The 15,378-nt window shown below is 73.3% G+C and carries 9 protein-coding genes; 5 read left to right on the forward strand and 4 right to left on the reverse strand.

Going from position 1 to position 15,378, the window contains the following annotated elements:
* Positions 1–153 precede the first annotated feature (153 nt).
* Together ACIQ9P_RS31530 and ACIQ9P_RS31535 are read left to right on the forward strand one after the other, a co-directional pair.
* Positions 154–480: a putative quinol monooxygenase gene (locus ACIQ9P_RS31530; protein WP_402363773.1), complete on the forward strand. Its 327-nt coding sequence runs from the start codon at positions 154–156 to the stop codon at positions 478–480.
* On the forward strand, positions 477–1,718 hold the full coding sequence (locus ACIQ9P_RS31535) for a helix-turn-helix domain-containing protein (RefSeq protein ID WP_402363775.1): 1,242 nt from the start codon (positions 477–479) through the stop codon (positions 1,716–1,718). Before ACIQ9P_RS31530 ends, ACIQ9P_RS31535 begins: the two co-directional genes overlap by 4 nt.
* Before the next feature lie 130 nt (positions 1,719–1,848).
* Here ACIQ9P_RS31535 and ACIQ9P_RS31540 read toward each other — a convergent pair whose 3' ends face one another.
* A complete protein-coding gene (locus ACIQ9P_RS31540) occupies positions 1,849–2,451 on the reverse strand; it encodes a superoxide dismutase (RefSeq protein ID WP_402363778.1) in 603 nt (200 codons plus the stop codon).
* Between the two features lie 163 nt (positions 2,452–2,614).
* Here ACIQ9P_RS31540 and tsaD point away from each other — a divergent pair, with 163 nt between their 5' ends.
* Positions 2,615–3,721 carry a tRNA (adenosine(37)-N6)-threonylcarbamoyltransferase complex transferase subunit TsaD gene (gene tsaD, locus ACIQ9P_RS31545; protein WP_402363781.1) on the forward strand — a complete coding sequence of 369 codons (1,107 nt, stop codon included), beginning with the start codon at positions 2,615–2,617 and terminating at the stop codon, positions 3,719–3,721.
* 179 nt (positions 3,722–3,900) lie between these two features.
* Complete coding sequence (locus ACIQ9P_RS31550) at positions 3,901–6,231, forward strand: collagenase (protein ID WP_402363784.1); 2,331 nt, start codon at positions 3,901–3,903, stop codon at positions 6,229–6,231.
* 85 nt (positions 6,232–6,316) lie between these two features.
* On the opposite strand, the gene ACIQ9P_RS31555 is transcribed toward ACIQ9P_RS31550, so the two are convergent.
* A complete protein-coding gene (locus ACIQ9P_RS31555; protein ID WP_402363787.1) occupies positions 6,317–12,238 on the reverse strand; it encodes a TIR domain-containing protein in 5,922 nt (1,973 codons plus the stop codon).
* A 160-nt stretch (positions 12,239–12,398) separates the two neighbouring features.
* Here ACIQ9P_RS31555 and ACIQ9P_RS31560 point away from each other — a divergent pair, with 160 nt between their 5' ends.
* Positions 12,399–13,601, forward strand: coding sequence for an SLC13 family permease (locus tag ACIQ9P_RS31560; protein ID WP_402363790.1), 1,203 nt, complete (start codon positions 12,399–12,401; stop codon positions 13,599–13,601).
* Between the two features lie 57 nt (positions 13,602–13,658).
* On the opposite strand, the gene ACIQ9P_RS31565 is transcribed toward ACIQ9P_RS31560, so the two are convergent.
* The gene (locus ACIQ9P_RS31565) at positions 13,659–14,444 is read right to left on the reverse strand and encodes an inositol monophosphatase family protein (protein ID WP_402363793.1); all 786 of its coding nucleotides are present in this window, start codon (positions 14,442–14,444) and stop codon (positions 13,659–13,661) included.
* A 31-nt stretch (positions 14,445–14,475) separates the two neighbouring features.
* Complete coding sequence (locus tag ACIQ9P_RS31570) at positions 14,476–15,147, reverse strand: hypothetical protein (protein WP_402363796.1); 672 nt, start codon at positions 15,145–15,147, stop codon at positions 14,476–14,478.
* Positions 15,148–15,378: the final 231 nt, after the last annotated feature.

Here is a 15,378-nt window from a genome sequence, read left to right on the forward strand (position 1 = left end):
GACAGACGGCAACGCAAGGGAGCCGATCGTGGCTCTCGGCCACGACGGTTGCACCGAAAGTAGTCGCAGAAAAACTGCGAGTCAAGAATCTCTCTTACTCACAGTTCTTCACTGAATCATGCGAGACTCGACCGACCCAGGAAGGGGAGAAGCATGGGGTTCGGCCTTGTTGTACGTTTCGTCGCACGCGATGTGACGGCCGCTCACGCCTTCGACGCGTTGGCACGGGAAGCACTCGAAGGGATCCGCACGAAGGAGCCCGGCACTCTCGTCTACGTCAATCACGCTGTACCGGACGAGCCACGCGTCCGGGTCTTCTACGAGCTGTACACGGACCGCGAGGCGTTCGAGGAGCACGAGCGACAGCCCCACGTCTGCCGCTTCCTCGCCGAGCGCGGCCAATACCTCGAATCGTTCGAGGTCACGTTCCTCGACAAGATCGACGGCAAGGGTCCGGCCGCCCCTGGGGACGGCCGGTGAGTCCCGAGGAGCAGCGCGCATTCGGCGCCCGGGTGGCCCAGCTCCGCAAGAGCCGTGGCATGCGGCAGGATCAGCTCGCCACAGCCGTCAACCGGACTGCCAGTTGGGTGTCACAGGTCGAACGCGGCATCCAACCTGTCGTCCGTCTCGACGTACTCCAGTTGCTCGCAAACGGCCTCGGAGTCTCCGTCCAGACGCTGAGGCCGGATGCACCGTCATCGCCGCGATCCGGATCGGCGACTTCCGATCGCGTCAACGACCTCGATCTGGTACGGCTCGTGCTCTCGGGGCATCCCGCGCTCGATGCCGTGCTCGACGACCGTCCCACCGCTGCCGCAACCGACGTGACCGAGCTGGCTACCGCCGTTGCAGAACTCTGGCATCTGACACACAACGCCCAATTCGCGGAGCTCAGCACAGCCGTCACCGAGGCCCTGCCACGACTTGAGAGCGCCGCGCGGACTGCCTCCCCGGAGAAGCGGCCCGAGCTCCAGCTCCTCCTCAGTCAGGCGTATCAGGCGGTCGCGGCAGCGTTCGTCCGCCAAGGCGAGGCGGACGCTGCCTGGGTGGCCGCCGATCGGGCCGTCCGGGCCGCCGAACAGTCCGGACATGCTCTGCAAGTCTTCGCAGGAATCTACCGTTTGGCCCACGCATTCGTCCGGCTCCGGCGGTTGGACCAGGCAGAACACGCGGCCGAGAAGGGCGTGGCCGCTCTTGAGAGCTACGTCTCGGCAGCCGGTCCACCCTCACCGGAAGCGCTTTCCGTGCTGGGCTCACTCCATTTGGTCCTCGCGTTGGCCGCCGCCCGCGCCGGCCAACGCGAGAAGGCTCACAAAGAACTCGCCGACGCGCGCGAGGTCGCTGCACTGCTCGGCGAGGACCGCAACGACTTCAACCTGGAGTTCGGCCCCACGAACGTCGAGATCCAGGCGGTGTCGGCGGCGATCGACCTCGGCGACGCGGGCGAGGCACTGGACCTGGGGCAGCGGATCGATGCGGATAGGCTCTCACCCGAGCGGAGGTCACGACTTCTGGTCGACCTCGGAAGGGCTCATGCGCAGAGGCGGCACCTCGGGGAGGCCGTCGCTTGCCTACTCCGGGCCGAGGAACTGGCACCGGAGAGCGTCCGGACCCATCCGGCGGCCCGGTCGGTGATCCACGAGCTCGTTCTCCTTGCGGGGCGGAGCGCGCCGCCTGAGCTGGTGAAGCTCGCCAAGCGCGCCAACGCCGCAGGGTGACGGGGGCTCGACGCGGAAGTCGGATGAGCAATGACGAAGGGCCCCCGGCCGGTTCGCACCGGCCGGGGGCCCTTCGTTACCTGCCCTGCCCTGGGTCAGGTGTGTGCGGGCGCTGCACCCCTGCGAGGGATCAGGCGCTCTTGGCCGCCGTGAAGCGGGCCGAGACGTCCTGCCAGTTGACGACGTCCCACAGCTTGGTGACGTAGTCCGGGCGGACGTTGCGGTACTGGAGGTAGTACGCGTGCTCCCAGGCGTCGAAGGCCAGCAGCGGGGTGGTGCCCTGGCCGACGTTGCCGTGGTGGTCGTAGACCTGCTCGACGATCAGGCGGCCGCCGAGGGGCTCCCAGGAGAGGATGCCCCAGCCCGAGCCCTGGACGCCGGTGGTGGCGGTGGTCAGCTGCTTCTTGAAGGCGTCGAAGCTGCCGAAGTGCTCGGTGATGGCGTCGGCCAGCTCGCCCTCGGGGCGGTCGCCGCCCTCCGGGGAGAGGTTCTCCCAGAACAGCGAGTGCAGCACGTGGCCGGAGAGGTGGAAGGCGAAGGTCTTCTGGAGGCCGACCAGACCGCCGAACTGCTCCTTGTCACGCGCCTCGGCGAGCTGCTCAAGGGTGTCGTTGGCGCCCTTGACGTACGCGGCGTGGTGCTTGGAGTGGTGCAGCTCCAGGATCTCCGCGGACATCGCGCGCTCCAGCGCGGAGTAGTCGTACGGCAGGTCGGGAAGCGAGTAGGTGCCCATCAGGACACGGCCCCTTTCGGCGAGTTCAACGGTGACGATCGTGCCGGGTCAACACTATTGCGTATGAGTTGCAAGAACGAACAAGGGGCTCCTGCTTATTCCTCACGTCGCGTCGGGCACAATGGAGCCGCAAGCATGTAATGAGTGACAAAGGTGAGCGACCATGACAGACGCGCCGGTGGTGCTGGGGATCGAGTCGTCCTGCGACGAGACCGGCGCGGGACTCGTGCGCGACGGCGTACTGCTCGGCCAGGCGGTGTCCTCCTCGATGGACGAGCACGCCCGCTACGGCGGCGTGGTCCCCGAGATCGCCGCCCGCGCGCACCTGCACGCGATGGCGCCGGTGGTCGACGAGGCCCTGCGGCGGGCCGGGCTGACCCTGGCCGACGTCGGCGCGGTGGCGGTGACGACCGGTCCGGGCCTGGCCGGGGCGCTGCAGATCGGGGTGGCCGCCGCCAAGGCGTACTCCTTCTCGCTCGGCGTTCCGCTGTACGGGGTGCACCACCTGGCCGGGCACGTGGCCGCAGCGACGCTCGACGGCGGGCCGCTGCCGGACCCCTGCGTCGTGCTCATCGTCTCCGGTGGGCACACCTCGCTGCTGCTGGTGCGGGATCTGGCGCGTGATCCGATCGTCCATCTCGGGGACACCCTGGACGACGCGGCCGGCGAGTGCTTCGACAAGGTCGCCCGGATCCTGGGCCTGCCCTACCCGGGCGGGCCGGCGATCGACCGGGCGGCCCGGGACGGCGACCGGCGCGCGGTGCGTCTTCCGCGCCCCCTGAGCGGGCCGAACGACCCGCCCTACGCCTTCTCCTTCTCCGGCCTCAAGACCGCCGCCGCCCGCTGGGTGGAGGCGCAGCGCGCCGCCGGCACCGAGCCGAACGTCCCGGACGCGGCCGCCGCGCTCCAGGAGGCGATCGCCGACGTGCTGACCCGCAAGGCCGTCAGGGCCTGCCTGGACCACGGGATCGGCACCCTGGTGGTGGTCGGCGGGGTGGCCGCCAACTCGCGGGTGCGGGAGCTGGCGGAGCGACGCTGCGCCTCGGCCGGGATCGCCCTGCGGGTGCCGCCGCTGCGGCTGTGCACGGACAACGGGGCGATGATCGCGGCGATCGGGGACCTGCTGGTCCGGGCCGGCGCCGAGCCGGCCCCGGCGGACCTCTCGGTCGACCCCTCGGCGCCACTGGAGGCCGCGGCGCTCACCCCGCGCGCAACCGCCGCGCCCACCCCGCGTCCCGACGCCGCAAGCCCGGCGACACCGGCCGCCTGAGCCCTACCAGGACAAATGCCCCACCTCGGGGCTCCCTGACAACGTTTCGGTTGCGGCGAACGATAATTCGGCCCCGGATCTTCCCGACGGCTGGAGGTGTGTGCCATTTTACATGTCACACATCGAGTGGCCGCGTCCCCCAATGCCGCGGCCCCGAACGGCCCCGGAGGCCCCCACAGATGCGTCCCTTCCGGATATCCACGGCCAACGCGCGCAAGCTCCCTGCGCTCGGCGCGGCCTTCTTCATCGCCCTCGGCCTGTTCGCCCCGCAGGCCGCCCAGGCCGCCCCGGCCGGCGCCACCACCCCGGCCGGCGGCAGCAGCACCGCCGCCACGCCGCGGTCCTTCCCGGTCCCCAAGTCGCCCGATGCCAAGAGCACCAGCGCCTACAAGATCTCCGCCCAGGACAGCACCGCGGCGCACACCCCGCCGGCCGCCCCGGTCACCGCGCCGGTCAAGGCCGCCAAGGGCTTCTCGGCCGCCGCCGCGGACCCCTGTCCCGACCTGTCCGGCGTGATCAACGCCACCGGCGGCTCCCTGGTCCAGCAGCTCAAGGCCCTGCCGCGGGTCGAGTGCACCTGGCCGCTGTTCAACATCGACGCCACCGCCGCCGGCACCGCCTTCCGCGAGGCCAACATGGTGACCGTCGCCAACGCGCTGCGCGACGCCGCCCCGGCCTACCCGGGTGACAACAGCACCTCCGTCGGGCAGCTGGTGCTCTTCCTGCGCGCCGGCTACTACCTGCACGAGACGATGCCGAACGCCGTCGGCAGCTACGGCCCGACCCTGGCCGCCGCCACCCGCGGCGGGCTGGACGCGTTCTTCGCCAACAACCACAGCAAGGACGCCACCGCCGCCAACGGCGACCTCATGGTCGAGGTCGTCAAGGTGATCGGCCAGACCGACACCCTCGGCCGCTACGCCGGCTACTTCAAGTGGCTGCTCGACAACTACACCGGCACCTGGCCGGAGCGGATGACGGCCACCGTCTCCGAGTTCGACTGGGTCCTCAAGGACGGCTTCGCGGCCAAGGACGACAGCAAGGGCTGGAAGGCCGCCCTCAAGGCCGACCCCAGCATCCTCAACTCCTGGTCCGGCTTCATCACCCGCAACGACTCGCTGCTGAACCGCTTCGACATCGTCAGCAACATCGGCCGCTACCTCGGCTACGCGCTGGACGTGCCGGAGCTGAAGACCCAGCTGCGGCCGATCATGAAGGACCTGATCAACCGCTACCCGAACGTCGGCCCGACCGCCCCGATCACCATGAACCTGGGCTGGGCGACGCGCAAGTTCGACAAGGGCCACTGCGCGGACTTCGGCATCTGCGACCTGAACACCCGCCTCATGCCGGTCATCCTGCCGATCCAGAAGGTCTGCAACGACGGCCTGAAGATCAAGGCCCAGGACATGTCCCCCGGGCAGCTTGCGACCACCTGCACCAGCCTGATCAACCAGGATGCCTACTTCCACAAGATCATCGGTGACAAGGGCGCCATCCCCGGCGACGTGAACACCAACCTCGAGGTCGTCGCCTTCGACGACTACGACCAGTACTCGCTGTACGCCTGGGCCTTCTACGACATCGACGTCGACAACGGCGGCATGTACGAGGAGGGCAACCCGGCCGTGGCCGGCAACCAGGCCCGCTTCATCGCCCACGAGGCGTCCTGGCTGCGTCCGGACTTCCAGATCTGGAACCTCAACCACGAGTACACCCATTACCTCGACGGCCGCTACAACATGTACGGCGACTTCGAGGCCGGCATCGTGACCCCGACCATCTGGTGGGTCGAGGGCATCGCCGAGAACATCTCCTACGGCTACCGCAACGTGCGCAACGCCGACGCGATCGCCGAGGCCGGCAAGAAGACCTACAAGCTCAGCGAGCTCTTCGACACCGTCTACGACCAGACCGCCGACGCCGACGTCAACTCCAACCGGGTCTACCGCTGGGGCTGGCTGGCCACCCGCTACATGCTGCAGCAGCACCGCGCCGACATGGACGCCGTGCTCGCCAAGTACCGCACGGGTGACTGGAACGGCGCCCGCACCATCCTGAAGACCACCATCGGCACCCGCTACGACGCCGACTTCAGCACCTGGCTCGGCAACTGCGCCAGCAACGACTGCGGCCCGCTGCCGGAGGCCCCCACCGGCCCGGTCACCCCGACCACCCCGCTGTGCACCATCGCGGACACCCGCCAGTTCGACAACAACTGCCGCCGCGAGAACCTGGCCGCCGCCACCGGCAACTACAGCTACCACTTCATCAACCTGCCGCCCGGCGTCAGGACGCTGACCATCACCAGCAGCGGCGGCACCGGCAACGCCGACCTCCTCTACGGCGGCTCCAACTGGGCCACCACCGCCAACACCCTCGCCAAGTCCGCCAACCCGGGCAACGCCGAGACCCTCACCGTCACCAACCCCCCGGCCGGCTGGGTCTACTTCAGCCTCCTGGGCGTCCAGGACTTCGCGGGCGCCACCCTGTCCGTGCAGTACCAGTAGGAACCCGCACCACCGGGTGAACCGCTGAACACCCGAGGGCCCCGCCGGTACCACCGGCGGGGCCCTCGTCGTGCTCCCCGGCGGGTCAGAGCAGGGCGTCCGGGTGGAGGCGGTGGACGCCGGGGAGGTGGGAGTCGAGTTCGCCCGGTTCGAAGCGGCACATGCCGACGGCGTGCCAGAACTCGCCGGCGACGTCGCCCTCGCACTTGTAGGCGCCGGAGGGCAGCAGGGCGGCCCAGCCGTCGGGGGTGCCGAGCAGGGTGGCGAGCGCGGTGGGGCGGCCCTCGGGCGGGATCCGCCAGAGCCGGATCGTGCCGTCCTCGCCGCCGCTGGCCAGCAGGGAGCCGTCCGGGCTGAAGGTGACGGCCAGGATCCGGCCGGTGTGACCGCGCAGGCCCGCCACCTCGGTGCCGGAGAGCGGGTCCCAGAGCCGGACCACCCGGTCGTCGCCGGCGGTGGCGAGCAGCGGGCGGCGCGGGTGGGCGGCGGCGGTCCACAGCCGCCCGACGTGACCGGTCAGCCGGTGCCGGACGGCCCGGTCGACCCAGATCACCGCGGTGCCGTCCCAGGAGGCGCTGGCCAGCCAGGTGCTGTCGGCGGCGGGCGAGACGGCGTACACCCGATCGGTGTGGCCGTCGAGTTCGGCCACCACCCGGCCGTCGTCGAGGTCGGAGATCCGCACCCGGCTGTCGTCGCAGCCGGTCAGCAGCTGCCGCCCGTCCGGGCTGAACGCGATCGAGCGGACCCGGCCCCGGTGCTCGCGGAGGGTGGTGAGGTGGGCGCCGGTGCGCCGGTACCAGAGCCGGACGGTGTCGTCGTCGTTGGCGGTGGCGACCAGGACGCCGTCGGCGCTGAACGCCTCGGCCCAGACGTGCTCGGTCTCGACGTCCATCTCGCGCAGGTACTCGCCGGTGCGGGCGTTCCACAGGCACAGGTCGCCGTCGTTGGTGGCGGTGGCCAGCACCGCCTCCTCCGGGCTGAACACGGCCGAGACCAGCCGGCTGCTGCGGCCCGAGAGCTCGCGCAGCCGGCGACCGGTGGACGGCTCCCAGAGCCGGACCCGGCCGTCGTTGCCGCCGGCCGCCAGCAGGGTGCCGTCACCGCTGAAGGTGAGCGAGCCGATCCGCCGGCCGTGGCCGCGCAGCAGTTGGCGGCTGCGGCCCGAGGACGGGTCCCAGAGCCGGACCCGTCCGTCGTTGGCGCCGGTGACGAGCAGCGGGTCGTTCTCCGCGCCGCCCCGGCCGGAACCGGGCCGGAACCGGCAGGCCCAGACCGAGCCCCGGTGCTCGGGCGGCTGCCGCCGCAGCGGCGTCACCTCCCGGGCGCCGCCGGTGCCGTCGGCGGGGCCGACCCGCCAGACCCGGACGCCGCCGTCGCTGTCGCTGGCCGCGAACCGGGTGCCGGCCTCGTCGAAGGTGACCTGGTAGATCTTGCCGGTGGAGTCCTCCGGGCGGCCGGCCGAGGTGCCGTCGAGCGGGTTCCAGAGCCGGATCTGCCCCTCGGTGTCGCCGCTGGCGATCAGGTCGCCGTCGGGGTGGAAGGCGAGGGTGTAGATCCGCCCGGCGTGGCCGGGCAGGCTGTGGCGCAGCCGGCGGGAGGCGACCTCCCAGATCCGGACGGTGCCGCCGGTGCCGTCGTCGGGGCCGCCGTCGGCGGTGGCCACCAGGGTGCCGTCCGGGCTGAACGCGGAGCGGTAGAGGGTGCCGCGGTGCCCGGGGAGTTCGGCGAGCCGGCGGCCGTTCGCGGTGGACCACAGCCGGCCGCCGCCGCGCTGGTCGCCGGTGACGATCAGGGCGCCGTCGGGGCTGAACACGGCCGTGTAGACGGGCGCGGCATGGCCGGGCAGGCGGTGCCGGGGCTCGCCGGTGACGGTGTCCCAGAGGGTGACCACGCCGTTCAGGTCGCCGGTGGCGACGAGTCGTCCGTCCGGGGCCAGCGACAGCGGCCAGACGCCGCCGGGGTGCACGTCGAGGCGGTGGCGGCACTCGCCGGAGACCGGGTCCCAGAGCCGGACGGTGCCGTCGGCGCTGCCGGTGGCGAGGACGTCGCCGGCGAACTTGACCGAGTAGACCCGGCCGATGTGGTCCTTGAGGGTGCGCAGGGGGACGCCGGTGACGGCGTCGCAGATCAGCACGCTGCCGTCCTCGGAGCCGACGGCGAGCAGATGGCCGTCGCGGCTGAAGGCGACCGGTTCGGGCAGCCGGGTGGACCGCACGTCGAAGCCGTAGGGGACGCCGACCTCGGAGGGGCTGAAGCCCGCTTCGACCGGGAGCCCGGGGGCGATCGCGGCGGCGCGCAGTTCCGGGGCGGCGAGCACCTCCTCGTCGGTGACGGCGGAGATCAGCGCGGCCCGCTGCCAGCGGCTGCCGCGCAGCCGGGCGCCGCGCAGGTCGGTGCGGACCAGCCGGGCGCCCTGCAGATCGGCGAAGCGCAGGTCCGCGCCGGTGAGGTCGGCGGAGTCGAGGCGGGCGCCGGCCAGCCGGGCGCCGCGCAGGTCCGCGCCGGAGAGGTTGGCGCCGAGCAGCCGGGCGCCGCGCAGGTCCGCGCCGAACAGGTCGACGCCGGACAGGTCGCGGTGCGACAGGTCCTCTCCGGCCAGGGTGGCGCCGCGCAGGTCGGTGTGGGCGGGGACGCGCAGCCGGTCGAGCACCTTGACGGCGTTGAGCCGGGCCACCTCGCTCGCGGTCTCGGGGGCGTCCAGGACGGCGCGGGCCCAGCGCTGGCACGCCTGGTGGTCGGCCAGGTCGCAGAGGAACTCGACGGCGAGGCGGCTGAGCGGGCCGCGGGCGAGCAGGGTGGTGTCGTCGCGGGCCAGCGCCTCGGCGGCGGCGCGGGCGACCAGCCACTCCCCCACCGAGCCGTGGATGAAGTGGAACATGCCCTCGTCGGAGCGGACCAGCAGGCTGCCCGAGCCGACGGCGTGGGCGACCTGGGGGGTCGGCATCCGGTTCTCGGCGAGTCCGTTCAGCACACCGGCGATGTCGACGATCTCGTCCAGCGGGATGGAGTTGCGTCCGCTCTCCCACAGCCGCAGGGCGAGCAGGGTGACGGCCTGCCAGAGCTGGTCCAGTTCGAGTCCGGGCGCGGCGCCGGGGCCGCCGTGGCCGCGTCGCTCCTCGAACCGCAGCCAGGAGGTGAACACCTCCTCGTACAGGCCCGCGGCGCTGAGCGCCCGCCCGGCGCCGGCGACGGCGCGCAGCCGGTCGTGGTCGAGGTCGGCGACGAAGCTCAGCAGCCGGGGGTTGCGGCACAGGGCGAGCAGGTCGGGGACGGCCTCCAGCAGCCGCATCCGGCGGGCGGCGGTCTCCTCGTCGCCGTAGCGGTTGCCGAGGTAGCCGCGGATCTGGTGCGGGGTGAAGTCCTGGACGGCGATCAGCCGGCGCTGCGGGAGCAGGCCGACCCGCTCGCCGAGGGCGGTGAGCACCTGTTCGTGGGAGCTGAAGTGCTGGGTGCGACTGGTGACCACGATCTTGGCGTTGTCGACGGCCGCGTCGAGCAGCACCTGGAGGTGGTCGGCGGCGCGTTCGTAGCTGACCCGGTTGACGAGTTCGTCGAAGCCGTCGAAGAGCAGCACCACCCGACCCTGCCGGAGCATGTAGCGGAAGGCCCGCAGGTCGAGGGTGTCGATGCCGTGCTCGGTCAGGTGGGCGGCGACCAGGCCGTCCAGCGAGTGCGCCTTGTCCAGGGCGCTGAGCTCGATGAACAGGGGTGCCAGGTGCGGGAGTTCGGCGGGAAGGCGACGGGCCAGCTCGCGCAGGGCGAAGGTCTTGCCGCGGCCGAAGTCGCCGAGCAGCAGGACGAAGCGGCCGTGGTCGGAGTCCAGCAGCCGGAGCAGTTCGTCGACCAGACCCTCGCGTTCGTCGGCGCCGGGGCGTTCGGTGTCGCGGTAGCGCTGGGGGAGGTAGAGGTCGGGGTGGTACTGGCTGTCGGTGGAGAGCCGTTCGGTCTGGGCGCCGACGTAGCCGCGCAGGTCGAGCAGCCCCTGGAACTCCAGGAAGCTGCGCAGCCGCACGCCCCGGCGGCGGGCCCGGTCGCGCAGTTCGCGGGCGGGCGGCGCGCCGTCGTGCACGAGTTCCGCGTCGAGGCCGGCGCCGTCGGCGTGCACGGCGTCGACGAACTCCTCGACCTCCCGCTCGGTGGGGGTGCCGACGCAGGCGGCCACCCGCTGCTGGCGGACGAGTCCGGACTCGGCCCAGGTGACGAAGAGCTGGGTCGTGGTACCGGCCACCGGGCGGATCTGGGCGCCGGGGTGGCGGGTGCGGCAGACCTCGGCGACCCGGGCCAGCAGGGCCTCCTGCGGGGAGGCGAGGGCGCGGGTCTCGTGGTCGGTGTCGGCGGGCTCGCGGGACTCCTCCAACTGCGGGGGGCCGGAGCGGGGGGCCGGTTCGGGGGCGGGGAAGGCGCGCTCGGCCCGGCGCCAGGCCACGGTGAGACGTTGGGGGGCGGCGGCGGGGCTGCCGGGGGCGGACGCGGGCCAGCGGGTGAGACCGTCGCGGGTGAGCCGCAGCAGTTGGTGGCTACCGGGCGCGGTGGCGCCGAGCACGGGCAGTTCGCCGGCCGTGGTGGGGAGCAGGTGCGGGGGCAGCGGGCGCGGGGAAAGCGGGCGCGCGACGGGGCCGCTCCGGGCGTCGGCGTCGGTGGCGGGGCCGTGCAGCAGCAGGTGGAGGCGGGGTGCGGTGAGCCGGGTGAAACGGTCCGCGTCGCGCAGCGGTTCGACGCCCTCGGCGGGAGCGGGAGCGGGAGCGGGGCCGCCGGGGCCGGGGCCGGTGCCGGTAACGCCGGGGGCGACCGGGTGCCGGACGGCGCCGATCCGCAGCCAGCCGTCGTTCTCGTAGGGGCGCAGCGCCTGGGCGAACCAGGCCGCCTGCTCGGGCCCGAGCCAGCCGTACCGGTCCTCCGGCCGGTGGGTCCAGGCCATCGAGGAGTTGAGTCCGGCGACGACGGTGCCGAGCTCGGGCACCGGGAACAGCGTCCACGGCTGGGCGCTGTCGAAGACCACGTCCAGGCCCTGGTAGAACTCCTGGAACAGCCGGGAGTAGTGCCGCCACTTGGGCCAGTACGGCGGGGCGGGCCGCAGTTCGTCGGCCTCGCAGGTGGCGAAGTAGGCGCGGGAGGCGGCCTGGCTGACGTCCAGGCCACCGGGCAGGACGGCCACCCGGTGCGGTTCGAGCCCGAGCAGGGACCGGATCCCGGTGAGGAAGGTCAGTGCCTGCTCGCACTCGCGGGGGCTGCCGGTGGCGGTGAGGTCGCCGGTGACGACGACGAGTTCGGGCGCGGGGGCACCGGCGTCGGCGAGTTCGACGAGGTCCCCCCAGAGCGCCGCCTGGAGATCGACCGGGTCGGCTCCCCGGCCGAAGGCGGGGCCGGCCAGGTGGAGGACGGAGACCTCCTCGCGGCCGACGGCGCGGCCGACGGCCTGCGGGTACTCGGGCCGGACGGACGGGCGGCGGCGGCCGGCCCGGCCGGTGTCACCGCCCGGGCGGGCGGTGGGGGCGAGGTCCCGGCCCCGGTCGGGGCCGGCGGTGCCGTCGCCCGGGTAGCCGGGGGACAGCTCCGGGCGGGCCCGCCCCTCCATCGCCTGGGCGACCCGGGTGAGCAGCAGCCCGCGGGCGTGATCGGGCTCGGTGACACCGACCAGGTCGATGTAGGTGAGCGTGGCGAGCAGGCCGTCCACCGGGATGTCCTCGATCCGGACGGTCACCAGCCGCCGTTCCGGCTCGTCCGGGTCGGCGCGCAGCGCGGCCTGCCACTCCATCCGGCCGTAGCGGGAGCGCTCGTAGTTGCGCGAGAGCAGGGCGATCACGGCCGCGGACTCGGTGATTCCCCGGTCCATGAAGTCGACGAAGTTGGTCCCGGGCACGAAGTCCCATGCCTGGAGGAAGGCCCGGTAGCCCGCCTCCTCCAAGGTCCAGGCGATCCAGGCCGCCCAGCGCTCGTCGGCCGGGGAGTAACTGATGAAGAAGTCGATCGGCCCGGGGCCACCCGGGATCGCGTCAAGAGCCCCCATGGATGGAGCTTATGACCGATCGGGACGGGCTCAACCCTGTTTCCCCGCAATGGATCCGGGTGGTCTTCCGTCACCATTGTTCGAACGCGATGTCGATCAGTGGCCGGATGTTCGCACGGCGGCCTCGACCGGCAACGCCTCGTGTGCGACCCTGACGTCCGTGTTCGCGTACCGGCCCGCCGTCAAACGGCTTCATCCCCTGGACCTGCTGGCGGCGGGGCTGCTCGCCTGCGGCCTGCTCCTCCTCGCCACCGGGCTCCTGCCCGCGGACTCCGCCGGGTCGGCCTTCCAGCGGATCGCACCGCTGCTGGCCTTCCTCGCCTCGGTGATCGTGCTGGCCGAGCTGACCAGCGCCGCCGAGGTGTTCGACGTGGTCGCGGCCTGGGTGGCACGGGCCGGGCGGGGCAGCTATCCCGCGCTGTTCCTGCTCTGCGTCGGCTTCGCCGCGCTGACCACGACGGTGCTCAACCTGGACACCACCGCCGTGCTGCTGACCCCCGTCATGCTGGCCCTCGCCACCCGGGTCGGCATCGCCCCGCTGCCCCTGGCCATGACCACGGTCTGGCTGGCCAACACGGCGAGCCTGCTGCTGCCGGTCTCCAATCTCACCAACCTACTGGCCGCCGACCGGGTCGCGCTCTCCCCGGCCGGCCTGGCCCGCGCCATGTGGGCACCGCAGCTGGCCGCGCTGCTGGCCACCATGGCCTGCCTGTGGGCCTTCTACTGGCGGCGCGGGAAGCGCGGCGCCGCCGACTACCGGCCGCCGGCCGCCCACCGGCCCGGGGACCGGGTGCTGTTCCGGATCTGCGCACTGGCCTGCGCCTGCTTCCTGGTGGCCAGCCTGGCGGCGGTCGTCCCGCTCTGGGTGGCCTCCGGCGCGGCGGCGGCCGTCGTGGTGGCGGCCTTCGCTCTGCGCCGGCCGGACGCGCTGCGGGCCTCGCTGATCCCGTGGCGGCTGCTGGTGATGGTGCCCGGCATGTTCCTGGTGGTGCAGACCGTCGACGCGCACGGACTGCACCGGCTGCTCGCCGACGCGATCGGCACGGACGGCGGCGCCCTCGGCCTGTTCCGGGCCTCGGCGGTCGGCGCGGGCCTGTCCAACCTGCTGAACAACCTCCCGGTCTACCTGGCGGGGGAGGCCGCGGTCCCGGCGGGCAACCACACCCAGCTGCTGGCGCTGCTGATCGGCACCAACGTCGGCCCGCTGGTGGCACCCTGGGCCTCACTGGCCACCCTGCTCTGGTACGAGCGCTGCCGGTCGGCGGGCCTGCGGGTGCCGCTGCGCGCGGTGACCGGGGCGAGCGCGGTCCTGGCGGTGGCCGGCGTCGCGCTGGCGACGGCGGCGCTGGCGCTGACGGCCTGAGGGACTGGGGGTACCGGGGGACCGAGGGTCGCGGGGCGCCGTGCGCCGGGGCCGGACTCAGGTCGACCCGGCGACCAGGTCGAGCAGGTACGGCAGCAGCTCCGGCCGCCCCGCGACATAGCTGCGGGCCGTTTCCGGCTGCCCCGTCCCGGGGCTGAACGGCCCGCCGTCCAGCCCCCGCACCACCACCCCCGCCTCGGTCGCCAGCAGGCAGCCGGCCGGCAGGTCGATCTCCTCCGCCCGGTAGCCGACGAAACCGTCGATCAGCCCGGCGGCCAGCAGGGCCCACGTCAGCAGCGGCGCCCACAGCTGCAGCACCCGGCGGGCGCCGCCCTCCAGCCCGTCCTTCAACGCCCGCGCCACCGGGTCACCGCCCACCCCGTGGCCCTGCGTCCAGCCGAGCACGGGTCGTCCGCCGCCGCGCGGCCGCGCGGACACCCGCAGCCGCCCCCCGGGCCCGTACGCTCCCGCCCCGCGCACCGCGCGCCAGGTGCGGCCGGCCACCGGGTCGTGCACCACCCCGAGCACCGGCTCCCCGTCCACGCACAGCGCGATGCCCACCACGTAGGCGGGCAGACCCACCACCACGTTGTTGCTGCCGTCCAGCGGGTCGACCAGCCAGGTCCGGCGGGCACCGGGCGGACCGGCGCGCTCGCCGCCCTCCTCCGCCCGGATCCGGTCCCCGGGGAAACGCCCGGCCAGCCGGCCGACGACCAGCTCCTCGGCGAGCAGGTCGAGTTCGGTGACCACATCGCCGTCCGTACCCTTGCTGTCCACCCGGAAGGCGCCCGCGAACCGCGACCTCAGCAGCGCGCCCGCCGCCTCGGCGGCCTCCACAGCCACCCGGCACTCCTCCGCGAACCCGCCCGCCCCCTCACCCGGGACGACCGCCGAACCGTCCACCGATCCTCCCGGCCGTCTCCCCCGCGATCCGGGCCGTCCGGTCCGCGTCGCACAACCGCCGCACCACCCGTCGGGCTCCCCCGTCCACCGGCCCCAGCACCACGTCCACCGGACCCGGCACGGTGCGGCCGAGCACCACGGTGGCGGCGGGCTCGTCGTCCGGCAGCGCCGTGACGTGGAACTCCCCCGCCGCCAGGGTGTACGTCTCGCCCGGCCCGCTGACCTCCTCGCCCAGCGGCTCCCAGCGGACCAGCCGCGTCGTGGGCCGGACCTCGTCCACCCCGGCGGCGGCGTCGCTGTACACCTCGAAGGCCCGGTGGCTCGGCCGGGCGGGCTCGTCGTACACACCGACCCGCAGGTTGCCGACCCGGCCGTAGAGCACGCTGCTCTTCAGCTCCCAGCTGTGGCAGTGGATCTCGCGCCGCCCGGCGGCCCTGACCGGGTCGAAGACGTGCACGCACACCCCGAGCACGCCCTCGCGCAGCACCGGCAGGCAGTAGAACCCCAGCGGATGGTCCACCGCCCGCAGCACCCGTCTGCCGTCCGCCACCTCGGCCAGCAGCCCGCCCACCAGACCGTCCAGCCCCGGCCCGGCGGCAGTGCGCCCGGCGGCCCGGTCGAGCGTCGTGAAGAGTTCGTTCATGGCTCCCCCTGCTCCCCCTCAACATGCTAGGCCCGACAACGAGTTGACGGCCATAACGCGGACACGCCCGACTGTGCGGAAGGACCCCGGAACGGGCCCGGGGCCGGCGCGGGGGGGGGGGGGGGGGGCCCGGGGGGGGTCGGGGGGGGGGGGGGGGGGGGGTGGGCGGGTGGGGGCCCTCTTTGTGGGCGGGCGGGTGCCGCCGCCCGGGGTGGCGGGTGAGGCGCTCGA

It is taken from the genome of Kitasatospora sp. NPDC094019, from assembly GCF_044764505.1.
Classification (GTDB): domain Bacteria; phylum Actinomycetota; class Actinomycetes; order Streptomycetales; family Streptomycetaceae; genus Kitasatospora.